A 20,348-nucleotide genomic window follows, 5' to 3' on the forward strand; every position below is an offset into this window, starting at 1 on the left:
GCCCGTCAGGGCATGTTCTTCATCATCTCGTGGGTCATGGGCATCATGTTCGTGTTGAGATGATGCATGACCCAGAGGGAGCCCGCAATCGCGATGCCGACGATGACGAGCGTGAAGATCAGCGCCATCATCGTCCAGCCGCCCTCGGAGCGCGTGTTCATGTGCAGGAAATAGATCATGTGCACGAAGATCTGCACGACACCGATGCCCATGACGAGAACGGCGGTCAGGAGCTTGCTATCGAGCACACCCCCCATGACCAGCCAGAAGGGGATGGCCGTCAGGATGACGGACAGGATGAAGCCGGTCACATAGCTCTTGAAGGACCCGTGGGCGGCCTCGTGACCGTGGCTGTGGGCGTGGTGCACGTCAGAAGCGCTTTCATGATTCGAGCTCATCCGAGGACTCCCAACAGATAGACGAAGGAGAAGACGCCGATCCAGATGACGTCGAGGAAGTGCCAGAACATCGACAGGCACATCAGCCGGCGACGGTTTTCCGGGATCAGGCCACGTTTCGACACCTGCACCATCAGCGTGATCAGCCAGATGATGCCGAAGGTGACGTGCAGGCCGTGCGTACCCACCAGCGTGAAGAAGGACGACAGGAAGGCCGAGCGGGTCGGGCCCGCGCCTTCCGCGATGAGATGGTGGAACTCGTAGATTTCCACCGCCAGGAAGGCCGCGCCGAAGACGCCGGTAATGCCGAGCCAGACGAGCGTTTCCATCTTGGCGCCACGCTCCATCTGCAGCATGGCGAAGCCATAGGTGATGGAGGAGAAGAGCAGCAGCGCCGTGTTGATGGCGACGAGGTTGAGGTCGAACAGATCGGCCGGCGACGGGCCGGCCGCATAGTTGCGGCCGAGCACGCCGTGCGTGGCAAACAGCACGGCGAAGATGAGGCAGTCGCTCATCAGGTAGAGCCAGAAACCCAGATTGGTGCTGTTTTCCGGGTGATGGTCGTCCGTCAGATAGAACTGCGGCTTTTCGGTCTCTTGGACTTGGGTCGCGCTCATGGCTCAGGTCCGTTCTGCAAGCAGTTTCGTGCGCGCATCTTCCGTCGCCGTCACGGTCTCGGCGGGGATGAAGAAGTCGCGGTCGTAGTTGAACGTATGGGCGATCGACACCGCGATGAGCGTGATGAAGGAGACAGCCGCCAGCCACCAGATGTACCAGATCAGAGCGAAGGCCAGCACAATGCTGATGCCGGATAGGATGATGCCCGTGCCGGTGTTCTTCGGCATGTGGATCGGCTTGAAGCCTTCAAGCGGGCGCTCGTAGCCGCGGTTCTTCATGTCGTACCAGCTGTCATGATCGTGCACGACCGGCGTGAAGGCGAAGTTGTAGTCCGGCGGCGGCGAGGACGTCGACCATTCCAGGGTGCGGCCGTTCCACGGATCGCCGGTGTCGCAGCGCAACTGGTCGCGCTTCAGGTAGCTGACGACGAGCTGGATGATGAAGGAGGCGATGCCGATGGCGATCAGCGCAGCACCGAAGGCGGCGATGATGAACCATATCTGCAGCGACGGGTCCTCAAACTGGCTGACGCGGCGCGTGACACCCATCAGGCCGAGCACATAGAGCGGCATGAAGGCGAAGAAGAAGCCGATCTGCCAGAACCAGAAGCTCATCTTGCCCCAGAAGGGATCGAGCTTGTAGCCGAAGGCCTTCGGGAACCAGTAGACGACCCCCGCCATCAGGCCGAACAGCACGCCGCCGATGATGACGTTGTGGAAATGGGCGATGAGGAAGAGCGAGTTGTGCAGCACGAAATCGGCCGGCGGAATCGCGAGCATCACGCCCGTCATGCCGCCGATGACGAAGGTCACCATGAAGCCGATCGTCCACAGCATCGGCACTTCGTAGCGGATGCGCCCGCGATACATGGTGAAGAGCCAGTTGAACATCTTCGCCCCCGTCGGGATCGAGATGATCATGGTGGTGATGCCGAAGAAGGCGTTCACCGACGCGCCCGAGCCCATCGTGAAGAAGTGGTGCAGCCACACGAGATAGGACAGGATCATGATGACGCAGGTGGCGTAGACCATCGAGGCATAGCCGAAGAGGCGCTTGCCGCTGAAGGTGGCGACCACCTCTGAGAAAATGCCGAAGGCCGGCAGGACGAGGATGTAGACTTCCGGATGGCCCCAGATCCAGATGAGGTTGATATACATCATCGGATTGCCGCCGAGGTCATTCGTGAAGAAGTTCGTATCGACGTAGCGGTCGAGCGAAAGCAACGCGAGCGTGGCGGTGAGGATCGGGAAGGTGGCGACGATCAGGATGTTGGTGCAGAGCGACGTCCAGGTGAAGATCGGCATCTTCATGAAGGTCATGCCGGGCGCGCGCATCTTCACGATGGTCGCAATGAGGTTGATGCCTGAAAGCGTGGTCCCCACGCCCGCCACCTGAAGGCCCCATATGTAATAATCGACGCCGACGCCCGGACTGTAATCCGCGCCCGACAGCGGCGGATAGGCGAGCCAGCCGGTGCGGGCGAACTCGCCCACGAACAGCGACATCATGATGATGACGGCGCCGGCCGTCGTCATCCAGAAGGAGAAATTGTTGAGGAACGGGAACGAGACGTCGCGCGCGCCGATCTGAAGCGGCACGACATAGTTCATGAAGCCGGTGACGAAAGGCATCGCCACGAAGAAGATCATGATCACGCCATGGGCGGTGAAGATCTGGTCGTAGTGATGTGGATTGAGATAGCCCTCGTTGCCATTGAAGGCGATTGCCTGCTGGATGCGCATCATGATGGCGTCGGCAAAGCCGCGCAGCAGCATGATGATGGCAAGGATGATGTACATGATGCCGATCTTCTTGTGATCGACGCTGGTGAACCACTCGTGCCAGAGATAGCCCCAGAGCTTGAACTTCGTGATCAGGCCGAGGATGGCGAGGCCGCCGAGCGCCACGACCGCAAAGGTCACGACAAGGATCGGCTCATGATAGGGGATCGCTTCCCAGGTAAGCCGGCCGAAGATGAATTGCGTGAGGCTGATGTCACCAAACATGGGGTGGTCCAAACTTTACAGACTGCGGCCCGGGACTGGCAGGCCATGGGTTTCTACAGATGCGCCGGAACCGCGGGAGCCGGTTCCGGAAGGCGCGGGCGCTACTGCGTCGCGCGCGGGCTGTACTTCATGAACTCGGTCGCCGGCAGCTTGCCGTCCGCATCCAGCGTCAGGGCTTCGCCCGGCTCGGTGCGGCAGATATCCTGCTCAAGGGACGCAAGCAGCTGCTCGACCGGGATGTCGGCCTTCGGGCGCGCGTCACTGACGAAGCGGTCGTCGTGCCGGAGGCGTTCCTTGTTGTCGTGGCTGTCCTTGCCGCCGCCGCCCATCATGTCGATGTGCATCATGTCCTTCATGCACATCTGGCCTTCGCGCACGCACATGTTGAGCACGGCCTCGTAGAGACCGTTTTCGACCGTGGCGAAGTAGCGAACGGGTTCCTTCGCGCTCGGCTTTTCGAGCTTCAGGTAAGCGTCGCGGTTGAGCGCGGTTCCGTTCTGCTTGACGCGGGCGACCCAGGCATCGAAGCCGGCCTGGTCGACGCCGTGGAACTTGAAGCGCATATGCGAAAAGCCATCGCCGCTGAAATTGGACGAGAGGCCGTCATACTCGCCCGGCTTGTTGATGACCGCGTGCAGCTTCGTCTCCATGCCCGGCATCGTATAGATCATGCCGGCAAGCGCCGGGATGTAGAACGAATTCATCACGGACGAGGCCGTGAGCTTGAAGTTGATCGGCACATCGACGGGGGCCGCCATCTCGTTGACGGTGGCGATGCCGTAATCCGGATAGAAGAACAGCCATTTCCAGTCGAGCGCGACCACCTCTACGGTGATCGGCTTCATCTCTTCCGTCACCGGCCGCGCCGCGTCGATGCGATCGAGCGGACGGTAGGGATCGAGCTTGTGGGTGCTGACCCAGGTGATCGCCCCGAGCGCGATGATGATGGCGAGCGGCGCCGACCAGATCACCACTTCCAGGCCGGTGGAATGGTGCCATTCCGGATCATATGTGGCGGCCGTGTTCGACTGGCGGTATCGCCAGGCGAAAAACAGCGTGAGAAAAATCACGGGAATGATGATCACCAGCATCAGGATCGTCGAGATGACGATCAGATCTCTTTGCTGCGCCGCAATATCACCTGATGGAGACATGACCACGAGATCGCAACCACTCAAAGTGGCGAGCATAAGGGCAAAGACGGTGAATCGACTGGCTAAACTGAATTGCTTCGGCATTTCGGCCTCAACTTGCGTTCTGTCTAGTCGGCAATAATCGCGCACAGGCGGCTTTGGAAATGAGGTCCATCGTCGCAGCGCAGCATTCTGTCGCAGGAGGGTAGTCAATAAGGGACTATCTGTCGATGCGCGATTGTACTAGCGCAATAGAAATGCCCTCTGTCAATTTGGCGACCAATGACTCATTCGCAAGGTAGTCCTTGCCATCGGCCACCGATTGATCAACATTCTAACCACATGACGCAAATCCACACGGAGGAGTTCATGAGTTCGGCCATCAATCCCACCTCGTCCGGTATGGAGCGCGACGCGCGCCGCATGCACGAGGACGACAAGCCGCTGTCGCCCGGCAGCGTCGCCATCGGCGTGGTCATCGGCCGAACCTCCGAGTTCTTCGACTTCTTCGTCTACGGCCTCGGGTCTATCCTGGTCTTTCCCAAGCTGATCTTCCCCTTCGCGCCCAATCCGGTGGTCGCGACGCTGATGTCCTTCGCGCTGTTCCCGCTGGCCTTCCTCGCCCGCCCGATCGGCTCCTTCGTCTTCATGTGGATCGATCGCAATTACGGCCGCGGCACGAAGCTGACGACCGCGCTCGTCATCCTCGGCGGCTCGACGGCGTCCATCGCCTTCCTGCCGGGGTATGACACGATCGGCTACTGGGCCGTCGCCCTGCTGGCGCTCTTCCGCCTGGGGCAAGGTTTCGCGCTCGGCGGAGCATGGGACGGTCTCGCCTCGCTGCTCAATCTCAGCGCCCCGGAAAGCCGGCGCGGCTGGTACGCCATGATCCCGCAGCTCGGCGCGCCCATCGGCTTTGCGCTGGCCAGCGTCCTGTTCGGCTATTTCGTCAGCACGCTCTCGCAGGAGGACTTCATCTCCTGGGGCTGGCGCTATCCGTTCTTAGTCGCCTTCGCGATCAACGTGGTGGCACTCTTCGCGCGGCTGCGCATCGTCGCCAGCAAGGAATTCGGCGCGGCGATGGAAGCGCAGGAGCTGCAGGCGCGGCCGGTGTTCGAAATGCTGAGCAAGCACAGCACCGACGTCGTTCTCGGCGCCTTCGTGCCGTTGGCAAGCTTTGCGATGTTCCACCTCGTCACCATCTTCCCGCTCTCCTGGGTCACTTTGACGGGCGGGCAGTCGGCGGCACAGTTTCTGTGGGTGCAGGTTGCGGGTGCAGCACTCGGCGCCGTCGGCATCGTGCTGTCGGGCCTGCTTGCCGATCGGATCGGCCGGCGCAACCAGCTGATGGCCGGTGCGATCCTGATCGCGATCTTCTCGTTCTCGGCGCCCTTCCTGCTGGATGCCGGTGGCAAGGGGCAGGATGCCTTCATCCTGATCGGTTTCTTCATTCTGGGGCTGAGCTTCGGCCAGTCCTCCGGCGCCGTATCCTCACGCTTCTCGCAGCCCTACCGCTATACCGGTGCCGCCCTCACCTCCGACCTCGCCTGGCTGGTCGGCGCGGGTTTTGCACCGCTGGTGGCGCTTGGTCTCGCCAGCAGCTTCGGCATCATCTTCATCGGCGGTTACCTGATCTCAGGCGCGATCTGCACCATTGCAGCCCTCACGCTGACAAGGGCGCTAGACCGGAACTGAGGCCGGATGACATCAGTCTGCGCTCAGCGCGACTGCCGGCTGCAAGCGCGATGCGTTACGGGCCGGCAGATAACCGAAGACCAGCCCGGTCAGGAACGAGCAGGCAAAGGCGAGCGCGACCGGCCCGACCGTGAAGCTCACCGGCATGCCGAAAGCCTGTGCGATGCCGCCGATGGACAGGCCCAGCACGACACCGATGGCGCCGCCGATCGCCGAGACCACCAGCGCCTCGATGAGGAACTGCAACAGGATATCGCGCTGACGCGCGCCCGTGGCCATACGCACGCCGATCTCGCGGGTACGCTCGCGCACGCTCACAAGCATGATGTTCATCACCCCGATACCGCCAACGAGCAGCGAGATCGCCGCAACCGAGCCCAGGAACAGCTTCATCGTGTTCGACGTCTCGGTGAAGGCCTCGCGCACCGAGGACATGTTGGTGATCTGCGTATCCTGCGCCTTGTGGCGCTCGTCGAGCAGCGCCTGGATGGTGTCCTGTGTCTGATCGATGGCGGTGGCGTCCTGCACCTGCACGGTGATGGTGCGCACGTTGCGCTGTCCGAAGAGCCGCATGCTGCCGGTCGACAGCGGCACCAGCATCACGTCGTCTTGATCGTTGCCGCCGGCGGTCGCGCCCATTTCCGCCATGACGCCAATGACCTGGAACGGGATCTTGTTCACGAGCACATATTGGCCAAGCGGGTTTTCGCCGTTGGTAAACAGCGTCTTCGCAACCGTCTGGCCGAGCACGGCCACCGGGGCATAGGTATTCATATCCTCGGCATTGATGAATTCGCCCGACGCCACCGCCCAGGATTTCGCGCGCGGAAAGGCCGGCACCGTGCCGTTTGCGGTGGTCTGGTAATCGACATTGCCGTAGCGCACGGTGAGCGTGCTCGTCATTTCCGGCACCGCGAAGGCGACGTTCGGCACCTCGAGGATGGCGTCGGCATCCGCCGGGATAAGGGTCACCGGCGCGCTTCCACCACCCCGAAAGTTGGCCATGCTGGGACGGACAAGGAGCAGGTCCGATCCCATCGCGGAGATACGGTCGAGCACGGAGTTCTGTGCGCCCGTACCAATGGCCAGCATCGCCACGACCGATCCGACGCCGATGACAATGCCGAGCAATGTCAGCACGGTACGGAACAGGTTGGCGTGCAGGGCCCGGAAGGCCATCTTCACGGCTTCGGAGAGATCGGCAATCGCGGCCGATCCGTCGCGCACCGCCTTCTGCAGGCCGGCGGCAGCAGATGACGCGGATCGCGGCTTTCGCGCGTGGTCCGAGATGATGGTGCCGTCACGAATCTCGATCAACCGGTCGGCGGCCTCCGCCACCTCGCGCGAGTGGGTGATCAGGATGACCGTGTGGCCGTCCTCGTGCATCTTGCGCAAGAGCGCCATGACCTCTTCGCCGCTCTGGCTGTCGAGCGCGCCGGTCGGCTCGTCAGCGAGAATGACGCGGCCGCCGTTCATCAGCGCGCGCGCAATCGAAACACGCTGCTGCTGGCCGCCTGAAAGCTGGTTGGGGCGATGATCCAGCCGGTCGCCGAGCTTTAGCGAGCCGAGCAGCCTTTCCGCGCGCTCCTGTCGATCACGCGCGGGAAGTCCGGCATAGATCGCGGGGACCTCGACATTCTCCAGGGCGCTTGCCGTCGGGATGAGGTTGTAGCTCTGGAAGACGAAGCCGAAGGTGCGGCGTCGGAGCGCCGCGAGGTCGTCGCTGTCGATGTCGGAAACCGGCTCGCCGTCGATGCGGTAATCGCCGCTCGTCGGTTGATCGAGACAGCCGAGGATATTCATCAGCGTCGACTTGCCGGAACCGGACTGACCGATGATCGCGACGAACTCGCCGGCCTCGATATCCAGCGAGACGCCGTGCAGCACCTCCACGGCGAAGCCGTCGTTGAAATAGGTCTTGGTGACGTCCTGAAGCGAGATCAGCGGTGCCATGTCAGCACCTCAGAACATCGACGGCATGCGCATGCCGCGACCCTGTCCGCCCCTGCCGCCACGGGCCGAGCCGCCTTCGGACGTCGGGGATACGACGACGCGTTCGCCCTCTTCCAGCCCGCTCTTGATCTCGACGCTGACGCGGTTGCGGATGCCTGTTTCGACGGAACGGGTCTCCGTCGCGCCGTTGGCCTTGACGACGGTCACCTGCGCCTGCGGCTTGCCGCCGCCTTCGGCGCGCTTCATGCTCACCGCACCGTTCGGCACGATCAGCACATCGCGGGCAGCCGCCTGCACGAAGAAGACCTGCGCGCTCATGGACGTCATCAACTCGCCGTCCGGGTTCGGCACGTCGAACAGCGCATTGTAGAGGACGACATTGTTCTCGACGGTCGGCGTCGGCTCGATCTGGCGGAGCGTGCCGGTGAAACGCTTGCCGGGCTGGCCGAGCAGCGTGAAATAGGCCTCCATGCCGACCTTCAGGCGGCCGACATCGGCCTCCGAGACCTCGGCGCGCACCGTCATGGTCGAGAGGTCCGCGATGGTGACGATGGTGGGTGCCGACTGGGCGGCGTTCAGCGTCTGGCCTTCCTTCACCGGGTTGGAAACGACGGTGCCGGCCATCGGCGCATAGATCTTGGTGTAGCTGAGGTCCACGTCGTCGCCGGCGATCGTCGCCTGCTGCTTGCGGATCTGCGCCTCGGTCGCATTCACGTCCGCCTCGGCGGCTGCCAGATCGGCTACGGCCTGATCGAGCGCCTGCTGAGCGGCGGCGCTGCCGGCCACGAGATTGCGCTGGCGGGCGATATTGGCCTGCCTGAAGGTGAGCTGCGCTTTCTTGGATTCGAGCTGGGCCTGAAGATTGGCAAGCTCCGCACGGTTGATCTCCATGCGGTTCTCGATGGTCGCGGGATCGATCTCGGCAAGGAGCGTATCCTTGTCGACCTTGTCGCCAATGGCGACATGCAGCGCCTTCAGCTGGCCGGAGACCTGCGCGCCAGCATCGACGGACTTGACCGCTTCCAGCGTACCGACGGCGGTGACCGCATTCTCGATATCGCCACGCACCACGGCCTCGGTAACGACGGCGGCTGCCGTCTCGGCCGGCGTGTAAGTCCGCCAGCCGTAATAACCGGCGCCGGCGAGAAGGACGGCAAGCCCCAGCCACAGCCATGTCCGCGAGCGTTTGCGCCGCCGCGGCGGCACCGCGCCTGGCATGAATGTCACATTGGTCCGGCCCGCATCATCGGCGGCCCTTGCATCCTCTTTCGGTCGTGCGCTCTTGCTCATCCGTCTTCCAATGGTCGAGGCCGTGCCTCCATGTCCCTTACAAAGACATGTGGCACCGATGCTCCGAAAGGAGAACCCTTTGGGATCATTATATTTTCGTAATGTTTCCTGTAAGTATGCCTTCAGGCGCTGGCCGGGCCGAACTTAGCGACGCTCGTCGCGCAATTCCGCCAGCGCACGGATTGCATCCTGCCGGCCCGTCTCGCCAAGTGCCTCGAAGAGACGATAGGCGTCTCCCCGCATGCCGAGATTCTTGTAGGCATAGGCGCGCATGACCATCAGGTCGGCCGGCTCGGCCTGGACCTGCCGACGCTGATCGAGATAGGCCAGCGTCTCGCGGTAGCGTTGCGCACGGAAGCTGGCAACGGCACGGTCGGCAAGGATGGCAGACTGGAGTTCGGCGCCGCGCCGTTGCTCGAGCTTTGCCTTGGTGGCGGCGACCGCGGCATCGCTGGTCAGGCCGGCACGGAGATAGGCAAGGCTCTGGCCATAGGCCGCATCGCTGCGCACCGAGCCCTGTCCGCCCAGCGCCACTTCAAAGGCCTGCGCGGCCTCCATGGGGCGGTTCTTTTCCATCAGGCACCAGCCCAGCGACAGGGCGCGGGCCGGCGGAAGGCCCGCGGGATCGCGTGTCGCGCGGCATTCTGCGCTTGCCGTGCTGCGTGCCGTCGTACGGCCGGTGCGCTGTGTCCTCGTTGAGACGTCCTCGACAAGCGCCGGACGCGCCTCGGCCACGACTTCGCGTTCAGGCACGCGTCGGTCGACAGCCACCGGGCGCTGCTCCCGCTCGCGGCGAAGGGGTGCCGCGTCGTTGCCTGTATCGGCCTCGCCCAGCCGGGCAATGCGTTGCGAACGGTTCGCCCAAGCCTGCTTGACTGCCGCAAGACCTGCCTTGTCCTCAAGACGAAGACGCGCCACACCCAGACCGTAGGCAGCAGGCTCGTAGTCCGCCTTCCAGCGCAGAACCTGCGAGAACCACTCCTCCGCCGTGCGTGGCTGGTCCATCGCGAGCGCGTACCAGCCGAACTGCTCGCCTGTCTCGGGATGCTTTTCCTCCACCGTCACCTGAGCGATGCGGTTGAGCACCGTGGCGTCGAGGGTCGGTATCGGATCGAGCGCCATCAGGTTGGCAGTGGCGGCAAGATAGGTTTCCATCGCCTGGTCGGAGCTGGTGCGCCAGGCATACATCACGTCCTCCGCTTCCGCCGGCTGCTTGCGGGCCAGCAAGATGAGCGACAGGCCCTGGGCGGCCGAGGCGGAATCCTCGATCGAGCGCGCCTTGCGGAAGAACGGCTCGGCCAGCGCATTCTCGTCGCGGCGAAGATGATACCAGCCAAGCAGCAGCGCATCGGACGCGAGACCGTCATCGGTCAGAAGCTTCTCGACAATCTTCAGATATTCCGGCGCGACGGTCAGCTTCGGCTCATTGTCGCCTTCGCTGACGAAACGGCGCGCGAGATCGGGACGCAGCGTATCGAATTCCTTGGCGCCGTCCGCGGCAATCCGCTCGCGCGCCAGCAGGTCCTGCATGTCGGCATAGCCAAGCACGGCGGCCGCTTTCTGCACGGTCGCAAGCCGGATCGGTCCATCCGTGCAATTGTCGAGCATGTAGCCGAAGGCATCCTTGGCGCGCGGCACCCGATCGACCTTCACGAAGGCTTCGGCAACGCGCCAGAGCACATCCGCATCGCTACAGGTCAGCAGGCTTGGCGTCTCTGCACCAAGACGCACGACTTCCTGACTGTTGCCCGCATTGGAAGCAGCAATCAGCGCTGTCCGCTTCTCGGCGATATCGAGACGCTCAACGAGGTCGGCGGGCGGCGTCCACTGGGGATCTTCCTTCTGACGACTGGCGATCGCCGCACGGACATCGGCATAACGGGACTGGCTGTAGAGCGCCCACATCGCCTCAAGCTGCTTGTCCTCGTTCTCGGGAATGGCGAGCGGATTTTCCGGCGGAGTCCAGGTCGGGTAGAGGGAGCGCAGGCGGGCGATCTCGGCGTTCAGCCGGACCGTGTCGCCGCGGGACGCGAAGTAGCGCAGGGCGCTCTCGTCTACCGCAGGTTTGGCCTGCGTCGTATCGGTTGGCTGGTCCGCCGTCGTGTTCTGGTTGGCCGGAACGTGCTGCGCGCCGCCGTTGGCTTGCGCGAGTTCCACGCGGGGGCTCTTTTCCGCCTTTCCGCGCGTGTCTCCACCCGCGGCCATGCGCAGCACATCCTGCGGCTGATCGCCGGGCAGCCGGAATGACAAGCCGGCGACGCTTGCCGCGCCGGCGGAAATAAGGACGAGCGCCATCAGGATCGACTTCATCCCGAATTTCCTTCGGTCATTTTCCACATCCGGCTCCGGCTTACCCGTGACGACACCATGCGTCATGAACGGCGGCAACGTCTCCGTGTCCGCCATAAAGAGCCAACTCGCACCGATAAAAGCCCAGTAGGGTTAACCGACGGTAAACATACCGATCACGATTGCCGTCCGAACCGACGCAACAGACCCCAGGTCGCCATGCCGAGGAGCAGAGAGAGGCCGCAGAACGCCAACGCATAGGACAGGATATTGGAGGACAGCCAGTTCGCCGCGATCAGGCGCATGTTCGAAAAGCTCCATGGCTGCGTGGGCACAAACCGGGCGCGGCTGACCTGACGCGTGTCGAGGCTGTCGGAGGCCTTGTCGTCCAGCGTCGCGTATCCATCCAGCTGCTGCCAGCGGGCATCCTGCGCCACTGCCGCCATGCCGGCCTTGAGGCTCGCACCGGTCGGTGCCGAAAGCACGGTCCACGTCGCCGTATGGTCCGGGCTGTCACCCTGGGCGATGAGGAACTGGGCGCTATCGTCGGGCACCACCTCCTGCTCTTCGCCAGGCAACAACCGGAGCGACGAAAACGAGATGTCGAAAGTTTCCTGCAGCCAGGTCTGGAACGCCGCCACCTGACTGCGCCACGCCCCGCCGCGCACGCGTGACTGCCATTCGTCGATGGCTTCCTGCGTGCCAGCCCGCTGGTTGTCGCCCGCCACGGGCGCGCCCCAGGTCGAGGCACTCTCGGCGGCGATATGCGTCTGGCTGAGCACGAGCGGCGGAAGCTGCGACAGCGTGCCGATCAGGATGGCATTGCGATCGCCGATGGCAAGCGCCGAGGATTCGGGGCGAACCTGCAAGGCCCGGCCGCCCGACACGGCAAGCCGGCCTAGAAATGTTGCCCCCGTCGAAAGCGTGTCGGAATCCAGCCGGTCGAGATAGAGTGCCGCCGGATCGGTCTGACCGTTATAGGGGAACGCGGTTCCCGACAGGGCGGCAAGGCTGGGCATCTGCCCGATACGGGCGAAGTTCGGCACGCGCAGTTCGGAGGAATCGAATAGCGCAAAACGTGGCTCCTGCAGCGCGCTGGCGCCTGGCGCGCAGACGGCGTCGGCCTCCGTCAGGAGGATCGCCTCGATATCGATACGATTGGGGCCGGGCCGCAGGTGCCGCATCGTCACGCGAATGGGAAGGTGACGGAAGATGCCGCCGTTCCGGCTGTTGAACGGCACCGTGGAGGCGAGGTTGCCGTTGACATAAACATCGAAATGGCTGCCGGGCAGCACATCGGGCGCATATGCGGCATCGAGCAGAAGCGTCGCCTCACCATAGGCATCGGCATAAAAATCCGAGGGAATGCCGATATCGAAGCCCGTGCGGAAACGGCGGCCGCTGAATTCGCCGGTGCGCACGCCGAGCGCAGCAAGCGTCAGTGTGGTCTCGCCAGAAACGAGCGGCATTTCGGCGGCGTTGCGCTGGCGAACGCTCAGCGCCTCACGCATAACCCCGAGCGGCCGGTCGATGGGCGAGACGATGCCTTCCACGGCACTTTCGATGGACGGCCAGTCGGGACCGCTGACGGCGAGGACCTTTCCGTTCCCCGCCGGCGCATCCACAAAGGTCGCGACGGCGGAGCTTGCGGCCGTCGCGGGCAGGCGCGGCAGGATCGGCGCAAGATCGCCGGCCGTGCCCAACACCACCGCCAGTTCGCCGGCGCCGAGTGTCGCCGGCATCGTGTCGACGACATCGAAGGTCTGGTTGGGCATCTTCGCCATCATGGCGAGGCCCTGGCTGAGGCGCATCAGCGCGTTCGTGGCAGCAGGCTGGCCCATTTCCGGCAGGACCATGATGAACTTCGTCTGGCCGGCCGGCCCGACGCCAATGGCCGGAATATCATCCATGGTCTGCAAGCGGCTCGTCGGGGCGTCCGGTAGCGTCAGGAACGTGCGCGCCGGATCGACCGCCGTCCAGAGATCATAGGTCGAGCGGATGGTGCAATCGGTCCGGTGGCGGTGTGTCGCGTTGAACGTGACGCGGTTGATACCGGGACGCAGCAGGCCGGCCGGCAGGTTGAGCCGCACCTCCTTCGTGCCCTCGGCGGATTGCACGGGCATTTCTCCGACGGGCACGTCATTGATCACGACCGTCAGACGGGAAGCCTCCGGCGCGACGACAACGGCGTTGGAATAGCCGAGGTTGAGCGCATCGGCACCTGCCGCCTCATCTTTTGTGAGGTAGATCGGGAAAGAGCGGCTGGCGACCTCGCCTTCCAGCATCAGCGACGGGGCAGAGACGATGTAACGCCGCGCGGGCGGCTTCACGACCGGTTTCTGTTCAACCTGTGTCGTCGTTGGCGTGGCCGTACCGCTGTTGCCTTCGGACGGTTTCTGATCGGCGGTCGGACCGCGTTCGCCCGTCATGTCGAAGGGAACCGCGGCCTCCTGCGCGAAAGCCGTGGAAGCCGAAAGCGCGAGAAACAGGCCGAGCCCCACGGCCGCTGCTGGAGCGAACCTCACGACGTCGCCTCCCCCTTGCGCCCACCCAGGCTGCGCGCGAAGTAGATCAGCCCCCGGCTCGTCTGATAGGCGGCAATCCCGAGGAACCAAAGCGTGCCGCGGAAGATGCCGGGATTGTAGCGGCGCGACACCTGGAAATCGCTCCACTGGTTGGAATTGGCGAAGATGAGGTCGGCGACGAGCGAATGGTGCCGGGCGTCCTGCGGCGTGAACCGGCAGCCGATCACCATGACATTGCCGGCCGTTTCGGTGTTGCGGATTTCAACCGGCAGCGCTTCCTCGTGATCCCCGCCATAGGGCTTGAACTGCAGGGCACCCTCGGCGCCCGTCGCAATGTGATCCTCAAGGCCGAAGACCTGCACGCGCGCGCCGTTCGCCGAAACGTTTTCGAGCGTGGCAGGATATTCGCGGCCGTCGCTGAGAAAGGTACAACGGCGCTTGACGGTAACGCGCCGGCTTGCCGCCTTTTCGCTGCGCTCGGAGACGACGCCGAGCGCACAGCCGGCAATCAGCAGGTTGAGCAGGTTCCAGGCGCCGACGACGAACGTGACATCAGCCTTGTAGGGCTCGGCATAGAACCGGTAGATGCTCATGAGGAACGCAACGAACAGCACGGCGAAGATGACGAAGAACGGCCGGCTGATCTCCGAAAGCCGCGCCACCGCGATCGACTCGTCCTTCGCCGTCACCTTGAAGGTCGGTTTCGTGGGGTTGAGCATCACGGAAACCACGGCGGGCAGCAGATGCACGCTCTGCACATATTCATACAGTTCCGAAATCCATGGCCAACGGAACGAGCCGTAGAGATAGTTCTGCATCATCAGGTTCACGAGCATGTAGGCGAGTGTATAGCCAAGGAACTCGCCGCCTGATGCCGTGAAAATCTCCAGGTCGAAGAAGAGGTAGAAAAGCGGCGCGAACAGGAAGATCGTGCGCGGGAACGGAAACAGCCAGAACAGCATGGACGACATGTAGCAAAGGCGTTGCGGCAGCGAGAGACCGCTCTTGAAGAGCGGAAAGCGGAAGCGCAGGATCTGCATCATGCCCTGCGCCCACCGGCTGCGCTGGCCGATGAAGCTGGCGAAGGTTGCGGGCTGGAGCCCGGCGATCAGCGGTTTGTCAACATAGACGCTGTTCCAGCCGCGCGAATGCAGCGCCAGCGCCGTCTCGCAGTCCTCGGTGATCGACAGACCGCTGAAGCCGCCCGCCTCATTGAGCGCGGTGCGCCGCAGGACCGCCGCCGAACCGCAGAAGAAGGAGGCATTCCATTTGTCGAGGCCGCGCTGGATGATGCCGTAGAACATCTCGTTCTCGCTCGGCATCTTCTCGAAGGTGCGCAGGTTGCGCTCCAGCGGGTCGGGATTGAGGAAGAAGTGAGGCGTCTGGACAAGGAACAGTTTCGGATCGTCTGCGAAATAGCCGACAGTCTCGCGCAAAAAGTCCCGGGCCGGCGCGTGGTCCGCATCGAAAATCGCGATCAACTCGCCCTTCGAATGGAGCATGCCGTTGTTCATGTTGCCGGCCTTGGCGTGCTCGTTGCGCGCGCGCGTAAGGTAATTGACGCCAAGATCGCGGCACAGCGCCTGCAACTCGGCGTGACGCGCCGTCGCGACCTGCGCCTCCACGACAGCCGCCGCATTGCGCTTCTGTTCCGTGCCGCCGTCATCCAGCAGCCAGATCGTCATCTTGTCGGCCGGGTAGTCCATCGCCTTGGCAGCAGCCAGCGTGTTGGCGAGAAGGCCGATATCCTCGTTGTAGCTGGGCACAAACACATCGACGCTTGGCAGCCTTTCAAGCGGCGTGACACTGCCCTTGCGCGAAGGCAACGGCAGCGCGACCACGAACAGGCTGAGCGCCAGCATCATCACGCTGTACATTTCGGCGAGATAGAGCAGAAAACCGGGAATGAAGTTTTCCAGCTGGTTGAGAGGGGGCAGCGTGCTGGTGGTGCGCCAGTAGACGTAGCGCAGGACGATGGCCGTGCCGAAGGCGAGTGCGATCAGTCGCCAGATGCCCTCGGCGCGCAGAACCTTGATCACCGCCATGAAGGTCACGACGGCTATGCTGGCGACGAGCTGGGTCTGGAGATTGATGGGAAGCGTGATTACGAGAATCACGAGAGCGGACACACATGCCCACAATACGACGGTACCGCTATGTCTCATTTACCCACCCTTCGCCGTCATGGCGCGATCGCGAGACACTACCCGCAAGACGGTTAAGGAGAAATTAGGGCTCAACCGACATCAATTGCAGCTCACCGCGCCCGCCTCTCCCGTCGCACAGACAGGCGACGGCACGACGACGGCTTCGCCGCCCGAAACGGTTGCGCCGCCCGACGGCGAGGGAACGACAACCGCATTCCCGCCGGTGTCCACCGCCGCCTGCGTCTCGCGCACGGGCGTTTCCGTCACGGGCCGCCGCGTCACGACCGCACGATTGACGTTCTGCGTGACCGCCGCCGTCTTCGGCTCCTCGAAAACCGGCCGCACCGGCTCGCCGCCGCCGATCTGGCTGTCAACCGGAGCTGGCCTGCCGTAGGGGTTCCAGGCGGCACCAGCGAACCCGCCGACGACCGTATAGCCGTACATCAGCTCGACCAGTTCCTTCTCAGAGGCGCCCGACTGGCAAACGCGCAGACGGATCTGGAGCATGCCGAGCTCGCGCAGCCTGTCGCGATCGGCCACATCGGAGCGAATCTGCTGCCATCCGTAGAGGCAACCGTCGTTGCCCGCGCCCCGACCATAGGCATAGCCAAAGGGACCATAGCTGTTCCGCACGAAATTGGCGGAGATCACGAGCTGGCGGCCGGGAAAATACTTGCGGATTTCGCCGCGGATCGCACCGTGCTGCACGGGCTTGAAGGCGAGCGCGCCGGCAGGCCGCGCCACCGTTTCCGCCGGGCCGAAGGCCTGGATGCTCAGGAAATTCTGACCGGATGAGGCGGCGGTCGTCGAAAGCGCAATCTGTTGTTCGATGGCATTGGTATACTGGCGCTGAATGACGCTGACGATCGAAAGCGTGCCCGGTGCGGGCAGCACAAGCGCGCTCGTCGCGGGAACCGTGGTCGACATCGAGTCCACACCCGCGCCCGGACGCGCTGCGCAACCGGCGCCGGCCAGCGCAGCAAGGGCCGTCAGCAGCGATGCTGCACGAAGCAGCTGGCCACCACGACGGGAAATCAGAATCGCCGCCGAATCATCCATGCCCTAGTCATATTTCGCCGCGCCGCAAATAGAAATCCCAAGATCTAATGTCATGCCAGAGCGGGCCGCGTCATCACGGCGGACACCGCATCTTCGAGGTGGGGGATTTGCATGATCTCAAAAGGTCGATTGCGCTCAGTGGCTTGACTCCCGACAAGCAAATGGCCTGATACCTTTGTCATTTGATGAGAGAAGCGCAGACCATTTGTTCAAGCATTCGCAACTGGAATCGGTAAAGGCCTCGCTCGCTCATCCCGCACACGCGGCGATGCCACTGCACGCGCGCATCCAGCGCGCCATCCGCCAGTTGATCCTCGATGGAGCTTTGGGGGCCGGCAAGCCGCTGCCGGCCTCACGCGCGCTCGCCAAATCGCTTGGCGTTTCCCGCGATACCATCGAAGCCGCCTATGCCCAGCTGCATGCGGAAGGCTTCATTGATCGGCGCGTGGGAAGTGGAAGCTTCGTCGCGCAGATAACGGATTTCTCGGCCGGGCGTCACATAACACGGCGAGACACTTGCCCTCGCAACCAGGCGCCAAGTCTCAGCAAGCGCGGTGCCGCCATGTTCCGCGACGGGGGCGTGGCGGAAACGCTTTCGCCAAGACCTTTCGCGCACGGCGTACCGGAAACGCGCAGCTTTCCCCTCGCACTCTGGGAACGGCTGGAGCGGCAGGTGCTGAAGGAGACCGGCACGCAGGCTCTGCTGCATGGCGATCCGCAGGGGGCCGAACCGCTGCGCCGCGCCATTGCCGACCACGTCAATCTGGAGCGTGGTGCACGCGCCACGGCCGACCGTGTGCTGGTACTGACCAGCTCGCAACAGGCCATGGCCCTGTGCGCGACCGTGCTCCTTGACCCCGGAGAGCGTATTTTCATCGAAGATCCCGCCTATTACGGCGCGCGGAAGGCGTTCAATGCTGCCGGCCTGGACTGCATTCCCATTCGCGTGGACCGTCAGGGTATCGTTGTCGATGACATCCTCGCCGCGCCACGCAAGGCGAAAGCGGCGTTCCTCACGCCGTCCCACCAGTTCCCGACAGGGGCGACACTTTCGCTGGATCGCCGCCTCGCCTTGATCGAATGGGCCGCGCGGCACCAGGCATGGATCATCGAGGACGATTACGACAGCGAGTTCCGCTATGCCGGCAAGCCAACCGCCTGCGTACAGGGTCTCGACCCGCACGACCGCACCATCTATGTCGGGACCTTCACGAAAGCGCTCTTTCCGGGCCTGCGGATCGGTTATGTCGTCCTGCCGCACCAGCTCGTCAAACCGATGACTGTAGCGCGCACCCTGCTGGACGGTCACACCGCCTCCCTAACGCAACTGACGCTGGCGCGCTTCATGGAAGCCGGGCATTTCGGCGCGCATGTCCGCGCGATGCGCAGCCTCTATACAGAGCGGCTGGACGTGCTGACCACACTCGTCCGACGGCATCTTTCGGACTTCATCGAACCGCAGGTGCCCATCGGAGGCTTGCAGATGCCCTGTGTGCTGACCTGCGACCTGCCCGAACAAGCGGTGGTGGACGCGGCAAAGCGGGTGGAAATCGCGCTTCTCGGCCTTTCGACCCTTCATGCCGGCGCGGGCGGAAAACCCGGCTTCCTCATGGGTTTTGCCGCCTACACCCCTTATGAGATCGAGCGTGCTGTCCGAAAACTGGCGCATGCGCTTCAGGAGGCCAGCCAACGAAACGGCCTTTCGGCGAGTTCCCCGAAGGCTGTCCTTTAGCGGGAGCAGCGCGCGGTTACGTGCCGGTAAACGTGACGCGCTACGAGCGGCCATCAACAAGCCGGGCGCACCGGCGGTGAGGCCCGCGACAGAAGCAGCGCACCTGGCGAGCAATGCCTCAAGCACACTACGGATGCCTTGTCTGTTTTTGTTTAACTCAAGAAGAGGACGAGCAGGATGACGATGGGAAGAGGAATGCCCAAAAGCCAGAAAAGAAGACCACGTCCCATTAAAATCTCCAATGACGCACGAGAATACACGCGATATGCGCATGTAACGCACTGATTTACTCGCCGTTCCATGCCTGGAGTCGCTATTTCTATTTCTCGCACCTCGGAACCATGCGACCCGCAGCGTGTTCCTTAGGGGCCTGCTCTCAGGCTCCAACGAGGAATACGATCATGAAAAAAATTCTCCTAGCCGCCGCCTTTATGGGCGCATCCGCACTTGGCGCCTTTGCCCAGACGACCACCGCTCCCGCCACGGATGGCGATACGCCTGCCGTCGCCACGCCCGACACCAAGAACGCGACTGCTCCTGTCGAGGGTGCGAACAGCTTCACGGAGGAGCAGGCCAAGGAACGTCTGTCCGAAGCCGGCTATGCCGACATCACCGGCCTGATGCTGGACGACAAGGGTGTCTGGCAGGCCAAGGCGATGAAGGACGGCAAGGCCGTCGGCGTGGCCCTCGACTATCAGGGCAACATCGTCGCCAACTAATCACACATTCAGGAGATTTCCATGAAAACCGTTACAGGACTTTTCGACGACTATTCCGATGCAAGCGCTGCCGTCAGCGCCCTTGAGGCACGCGGCGTGCCCTCCAGCGACATCAGCATCGTTTCCAACAATGCCGACGAACGCCATAACCGGGAAAGCAATGCGGCTGAAGGTGCCGGAGCCGGCGCGGGCATCGGTGCTGCCGTCGGTGGCGTCGGCGGCCTTCTGACCGGGCTCGGCGTCATGGCCATCCCCGGTGTCGGCCCTGTGGTCGCGGCCGGCTGGCTCGCCGCCACTGCCGCGGGCGCAGTTGCAGGCGCGGTCGCCGGCGGCGCGGCGGGCGGCCTTATCGGTGCACTCACCGACTCGGGCGTTCCCGAAGACCATGCGCATGTCTATGCTGAAGGCGTACGCCGCGGCGGCACATTGGTGACGGCGAAGGTCGACGAAAGTCTCTACAGCGAAGCTGAAGCCATTCTCCGGAACTCGAACCTTGTCGATCCCGACCAGCGGCGCGCGGCCTATGCAGAGAGTGGCTGGACCCGCTTCGACGACACCCTCGACCCTTATGGTCCGGCTGAAATCGAGCAGGAACGCCTGCGCTACAGGCGTTAACTCGAAAAAAAGGGGTTGGGGCATCCCGCCCTCCCCTTTTAGCGTCGAGCGAGGACGACGCCGCGGTCTTGTGGTTCGCTCTTGTGCTTTAAAAACGAGAAAGCCCCGCGGCTTACGCCTGCGGGGCTTTTTGATTTGGTTGCGGGGGCAGGATTTGAACCTGCGGCCT

14 protein-coding genes are annotated in these 20,348 nt (G+C 63.3%); 4 read left to right on the plus strand and 10 right to left on the minus strand.

Going from position 1 to position 20,348, the window contains the following annotated elements:
* Positions 1 to 5 precede the first annotated feature (5 nt).
* From cyoD to cyoA, 4 genes are all read right to left on the minus strand, one after another.
* Positions 6 to 398, minus strand: coding sequence for a cytochrome o ubiquinol oxidase subunit IV (gene cyoD, locus MKI86_RS21050; RefSeq protein ID WP_241604986.1), 393 nt, complete (start codon positions 396 to 398; stop codon positions 6 to 8).
* Positions 395 to 1,015, minus strand: coding sequence for a cytochrome o ubiquinol oxidase subunit III (gene cyoC, locus MKI86_RS21055; RefSeq protein ID WP_241604988.1), 621 nt, complete (start codon positions 1,013 to 1,015; stop codon positions 395 to 397). The genes cyoD and cyoC overlap by 4 nt, the downstream gene beginning before the upstream one ends.
* 3 nt (positions 1,016 to 1,018) lie before the next feature.
* Entirely contained in the window at positions 1,019 to 3,022 is a 2,004-nt protein-coding gene (gene cyoB, locus MKI86_RS21060) for a cytochrome o ubiquinol oxidase subunit I (protein ID WP_241604990.1), read from the minus strand.
* 101 nt (positions 3,023 to 3,123) lie between these two features.
* Complete coding sequence (cyoA, locus tag MKI86_RS21065) at positions 3,124 to 4,260, minus strand: ubiquinol oxidase subunit II (protein ID WP_241604992.1); 1,137 nt, start codon at positions 4,258 to 4,260, stop codon at positions 3,124 to 3,126.
* A 264-nt stretch (positions 4,261 to 4,524) separates the two neighbouring features.
* On the opposite strand from cyoA, the gene MKI86_RS21070 reads away from it, so the two are divergent.
* On the plus strand, positions 4,525 to 5,850 hold the full coding sequence (locus tag MKI86_RS21070) for an MFS transporter (protein WP_241604994.1): 1,326 nt from the start codon (positions 4,525 to 4,527) through the stop codon (positions 5,848 to 5,850).
* Positions 5,851 to 5,862: 12 nt separating this feature from the next.
* On the opposite strand, the gene MKI86_RS21075 is transcribed toward MKI86_RS21070, so the two are convergent.
* The 6 genes from MKI86_RS21075 to bcsN form a co-directional block, all read right to left on the minus strand.
* Positions 5,863 to 7,803, minus strand: a complete 1,941-nt coding sequence (locus MKI86_RS21075; protein WP_241604996.1) for a MacB family efflux pump subunit — start codon at positions 7,801 to 7,803, stop codon at positions 5,863 to 5,865.
* Positions 7,804 to 7,812: 9 nt separating this feature from the next.
* Positions 7,813 to 9,093 (minus strand): efflux RND transporter periplasmic adaptor subunit, encoded by a 1,281-nt coding sequence (locus MKI86_RS21080; protein ID WP_241604998.1) that lies wholly within the window; start codon positions 9,091 to 9,093, stop codon positions 7,813 to 7,815.
* Between the two features lie 144 nt (positions 9,094 to 9,237).
* Entirely contained in the window at positions 9,238 to 11,403 is a 2,166-nt protein-coding gene (locus tag MKI86_RS21085; RefSeq protein ID WP_241605001.1) for a cellulose synthase, read from the minus strand.
* A 155-nt stretch (positions 11,404 to 11,558) separates the two neighbouring features.
* Positions 11,559 to 13,907 (minus strand): cellulose biosynthesis cyclic di-GMP-binding regulatory protein BcsB, encoded by a 2,349-nt coding sequence (locus tag MKI86_RS21090; protein WP_241605003.1) that lies wholly within the window; start codon positions 13,905 to 13,907, stop codon positions 11,559 to 11,561.
* Positions 13,904 to 16,072 carry a UDP-forming cellulose synthase catalytic subunit gene (bcsA, locus tag MKI86_RS21095; protein WP_241605004.1) on the minus strand — a complete coding sequence of 723 codons (2,169 nt, stop codon included), beginning with the start codon at positions 16,070 to 16,072 and terminating at the stop codon, positions 13,904 to 13,906. The genes MKI86_RS21090 and bcsA overlap by 4 nt, the downstream gene beginning before the upstream one ends.
* An 81-nt stretch (positions 16,073 to 16,153) precedes the next feature.
* On the minus strand, positions 16,154 to 17,113 hold the full coding sequence (gene bcsN / locus MKI86_RS21100; RefSeq protein ID WP_241605006.1) for a cellulose biosynthesis protein BcsN: 960 nt from the start codon (positions 17,111 to 17,113) through the stop codon (positions 16,154 to 16,156).
* 205 nt (positions 17,114 to 17,318) lie between these two features.
* On the opposite strand from bcsN, the gene pdxR reads away from it, so the two are divergent.
* The 3 genes from pdxR to MKI86_RS21115 all read left to right on the plus strand — a co-directional run bounded on the left by pdxR (position 17,319) and on the right by MKI86_RS21115 (position 20,179).
* Positions 17,319 to 18,845: a MocR-like pyridoxine biosynthesis transcription factor PdxR gene (pdxR, locus tag MKI86_RS21105; RefSeq protein ID WP_241605008.1), complete on the plus strand. Its 1,527-nt coding sequence runs from the start codon at positions 17,319 to 17,321 to the stop codon at positions 18,843 to 18,845.
* Between the two features lie 401 nt (positions 18,846 to 19,246).
* Positions 19,247 to 19,564 (plus strand): PepSY domain-containing protein, encoded by a 318-nt coding sequence (locus MKI86_RS21110; protein ID WP_241605010.1) that lies wholly within the window; start codon positions 19,247 to 19,249, stop codon positions 19,562 to 19,564.
* A gap of 21 nt (positions 19,565 to 19,585) precedes the next feature.
* Entirely contained in the window at positions 19,586 to 20,179 is a 594-nt protein-coding gene (locus MKI86_RS21115) for a general stress protein (protein ID WP_241605013.1), read from the plus strand.
* Positions 20,180 to 20,348: the final 169 nt, after the last annotated feature.

The organism is Shinella sedimenti (genome assembly GCF_022601905.1).
Classification (GTDB): domain Bacteria; phylum Pseudomonadota; class Alphaproteobacteria; order Rhizobiales; family Rhizobiaceae; genus Shinella; species Shinella sedimenti.

What these genes read in the sequence shown, in the direction of transcription:
- cyoB (WP_241604990.1), bottom strand. Translation starts at nt 3,022, where the DNA reads ATGTTTGGTGACATCAGCCTCACGCAATTCATCTTCGGCCGGCTTACC.
- bcsA (WP_241605004.1), bottom strand. Translation starts at nt 16,072, where the DNA reads ATGAGACATAGCGGTACCGTCGTATTGTGGGCATGTGTGTCCGCTCTC.
- cyoD (WP_241604986.1), bottom strand. Translation starts at nt 398, where the DNA reads ATGAGCTCGAATCATGAAAGCGCTTCTGACGTGCACCACGCCCACAGC.
- cyoA (WP_241604992.1), bottom strand. Translation starts at nt 4,260, where the DNA reads ATGCCGAAGCAATTCAGTTTAGCCAGTCGATTCACCGTCTTTGCCCTT.
- MKI86_RS21070 (WP_241604994.1), top strand. Translation starts at nt 4,525, where the DNA reads ATGAGTTCGGCCATCAATCCCACCTCGTCCGGTATGGAGCGCGACGCG.
- MKI86_RS21085 (WP_241605001.1), bottom strand. Translation starts at nt 11,403, where the DNA reads ATGAAGTCGATCCTGATGGCGCTCGTCCTTATTTCCGCCGGCGCGGCA.
- MKI86_RS21075 (WP_241604996.1), bottom strand. Translation starts at nt 7,803, where the DNA reads ATGGCACCGCTGATCTCGCTTCAGGACGTCACCAAGACCTATTTCAAC.
- MKI86_RS21080 (WP_241604998.1), bottom strand. Translation starts at nt 9,093, where the DNA reads ATGAGCAAGAGCGCACGACCGAAAGAGGATGCAAGGGCCGCCGATGAT.
- cyoC (WP_241604988.1), bottom strand. Translation starts at nt 1,015, where the DNA reads ATGAGCGCGACCCAAGTCCAAGAGACCGAAAAGCCGCAGTTCTATCTG.
- bcsN (WP_241605006.1), bottom strand. Translation starts at nt 17,113, where the DNA reads ATGGATGATTCGGCGGCGATTCTGATTTCCCGTCGTGGTGGCCAGCTG.
- MKI86_RS21115 (WP_241605013.1), top strand. Translation starts at nt 19,586, where the DNA reads ATGAAAACCGTTACAGGACTTTTCGACGACTATTCCGATGCAAGCGCT.
- MKI86_RS21110 (WP_241605010.1), top strand. Translation starts at nt 19,247, where the DNA reads ATGAAAAAAATTCTCCTAGCCGCCGCCTTTATGGGCGCATCCGCACTT.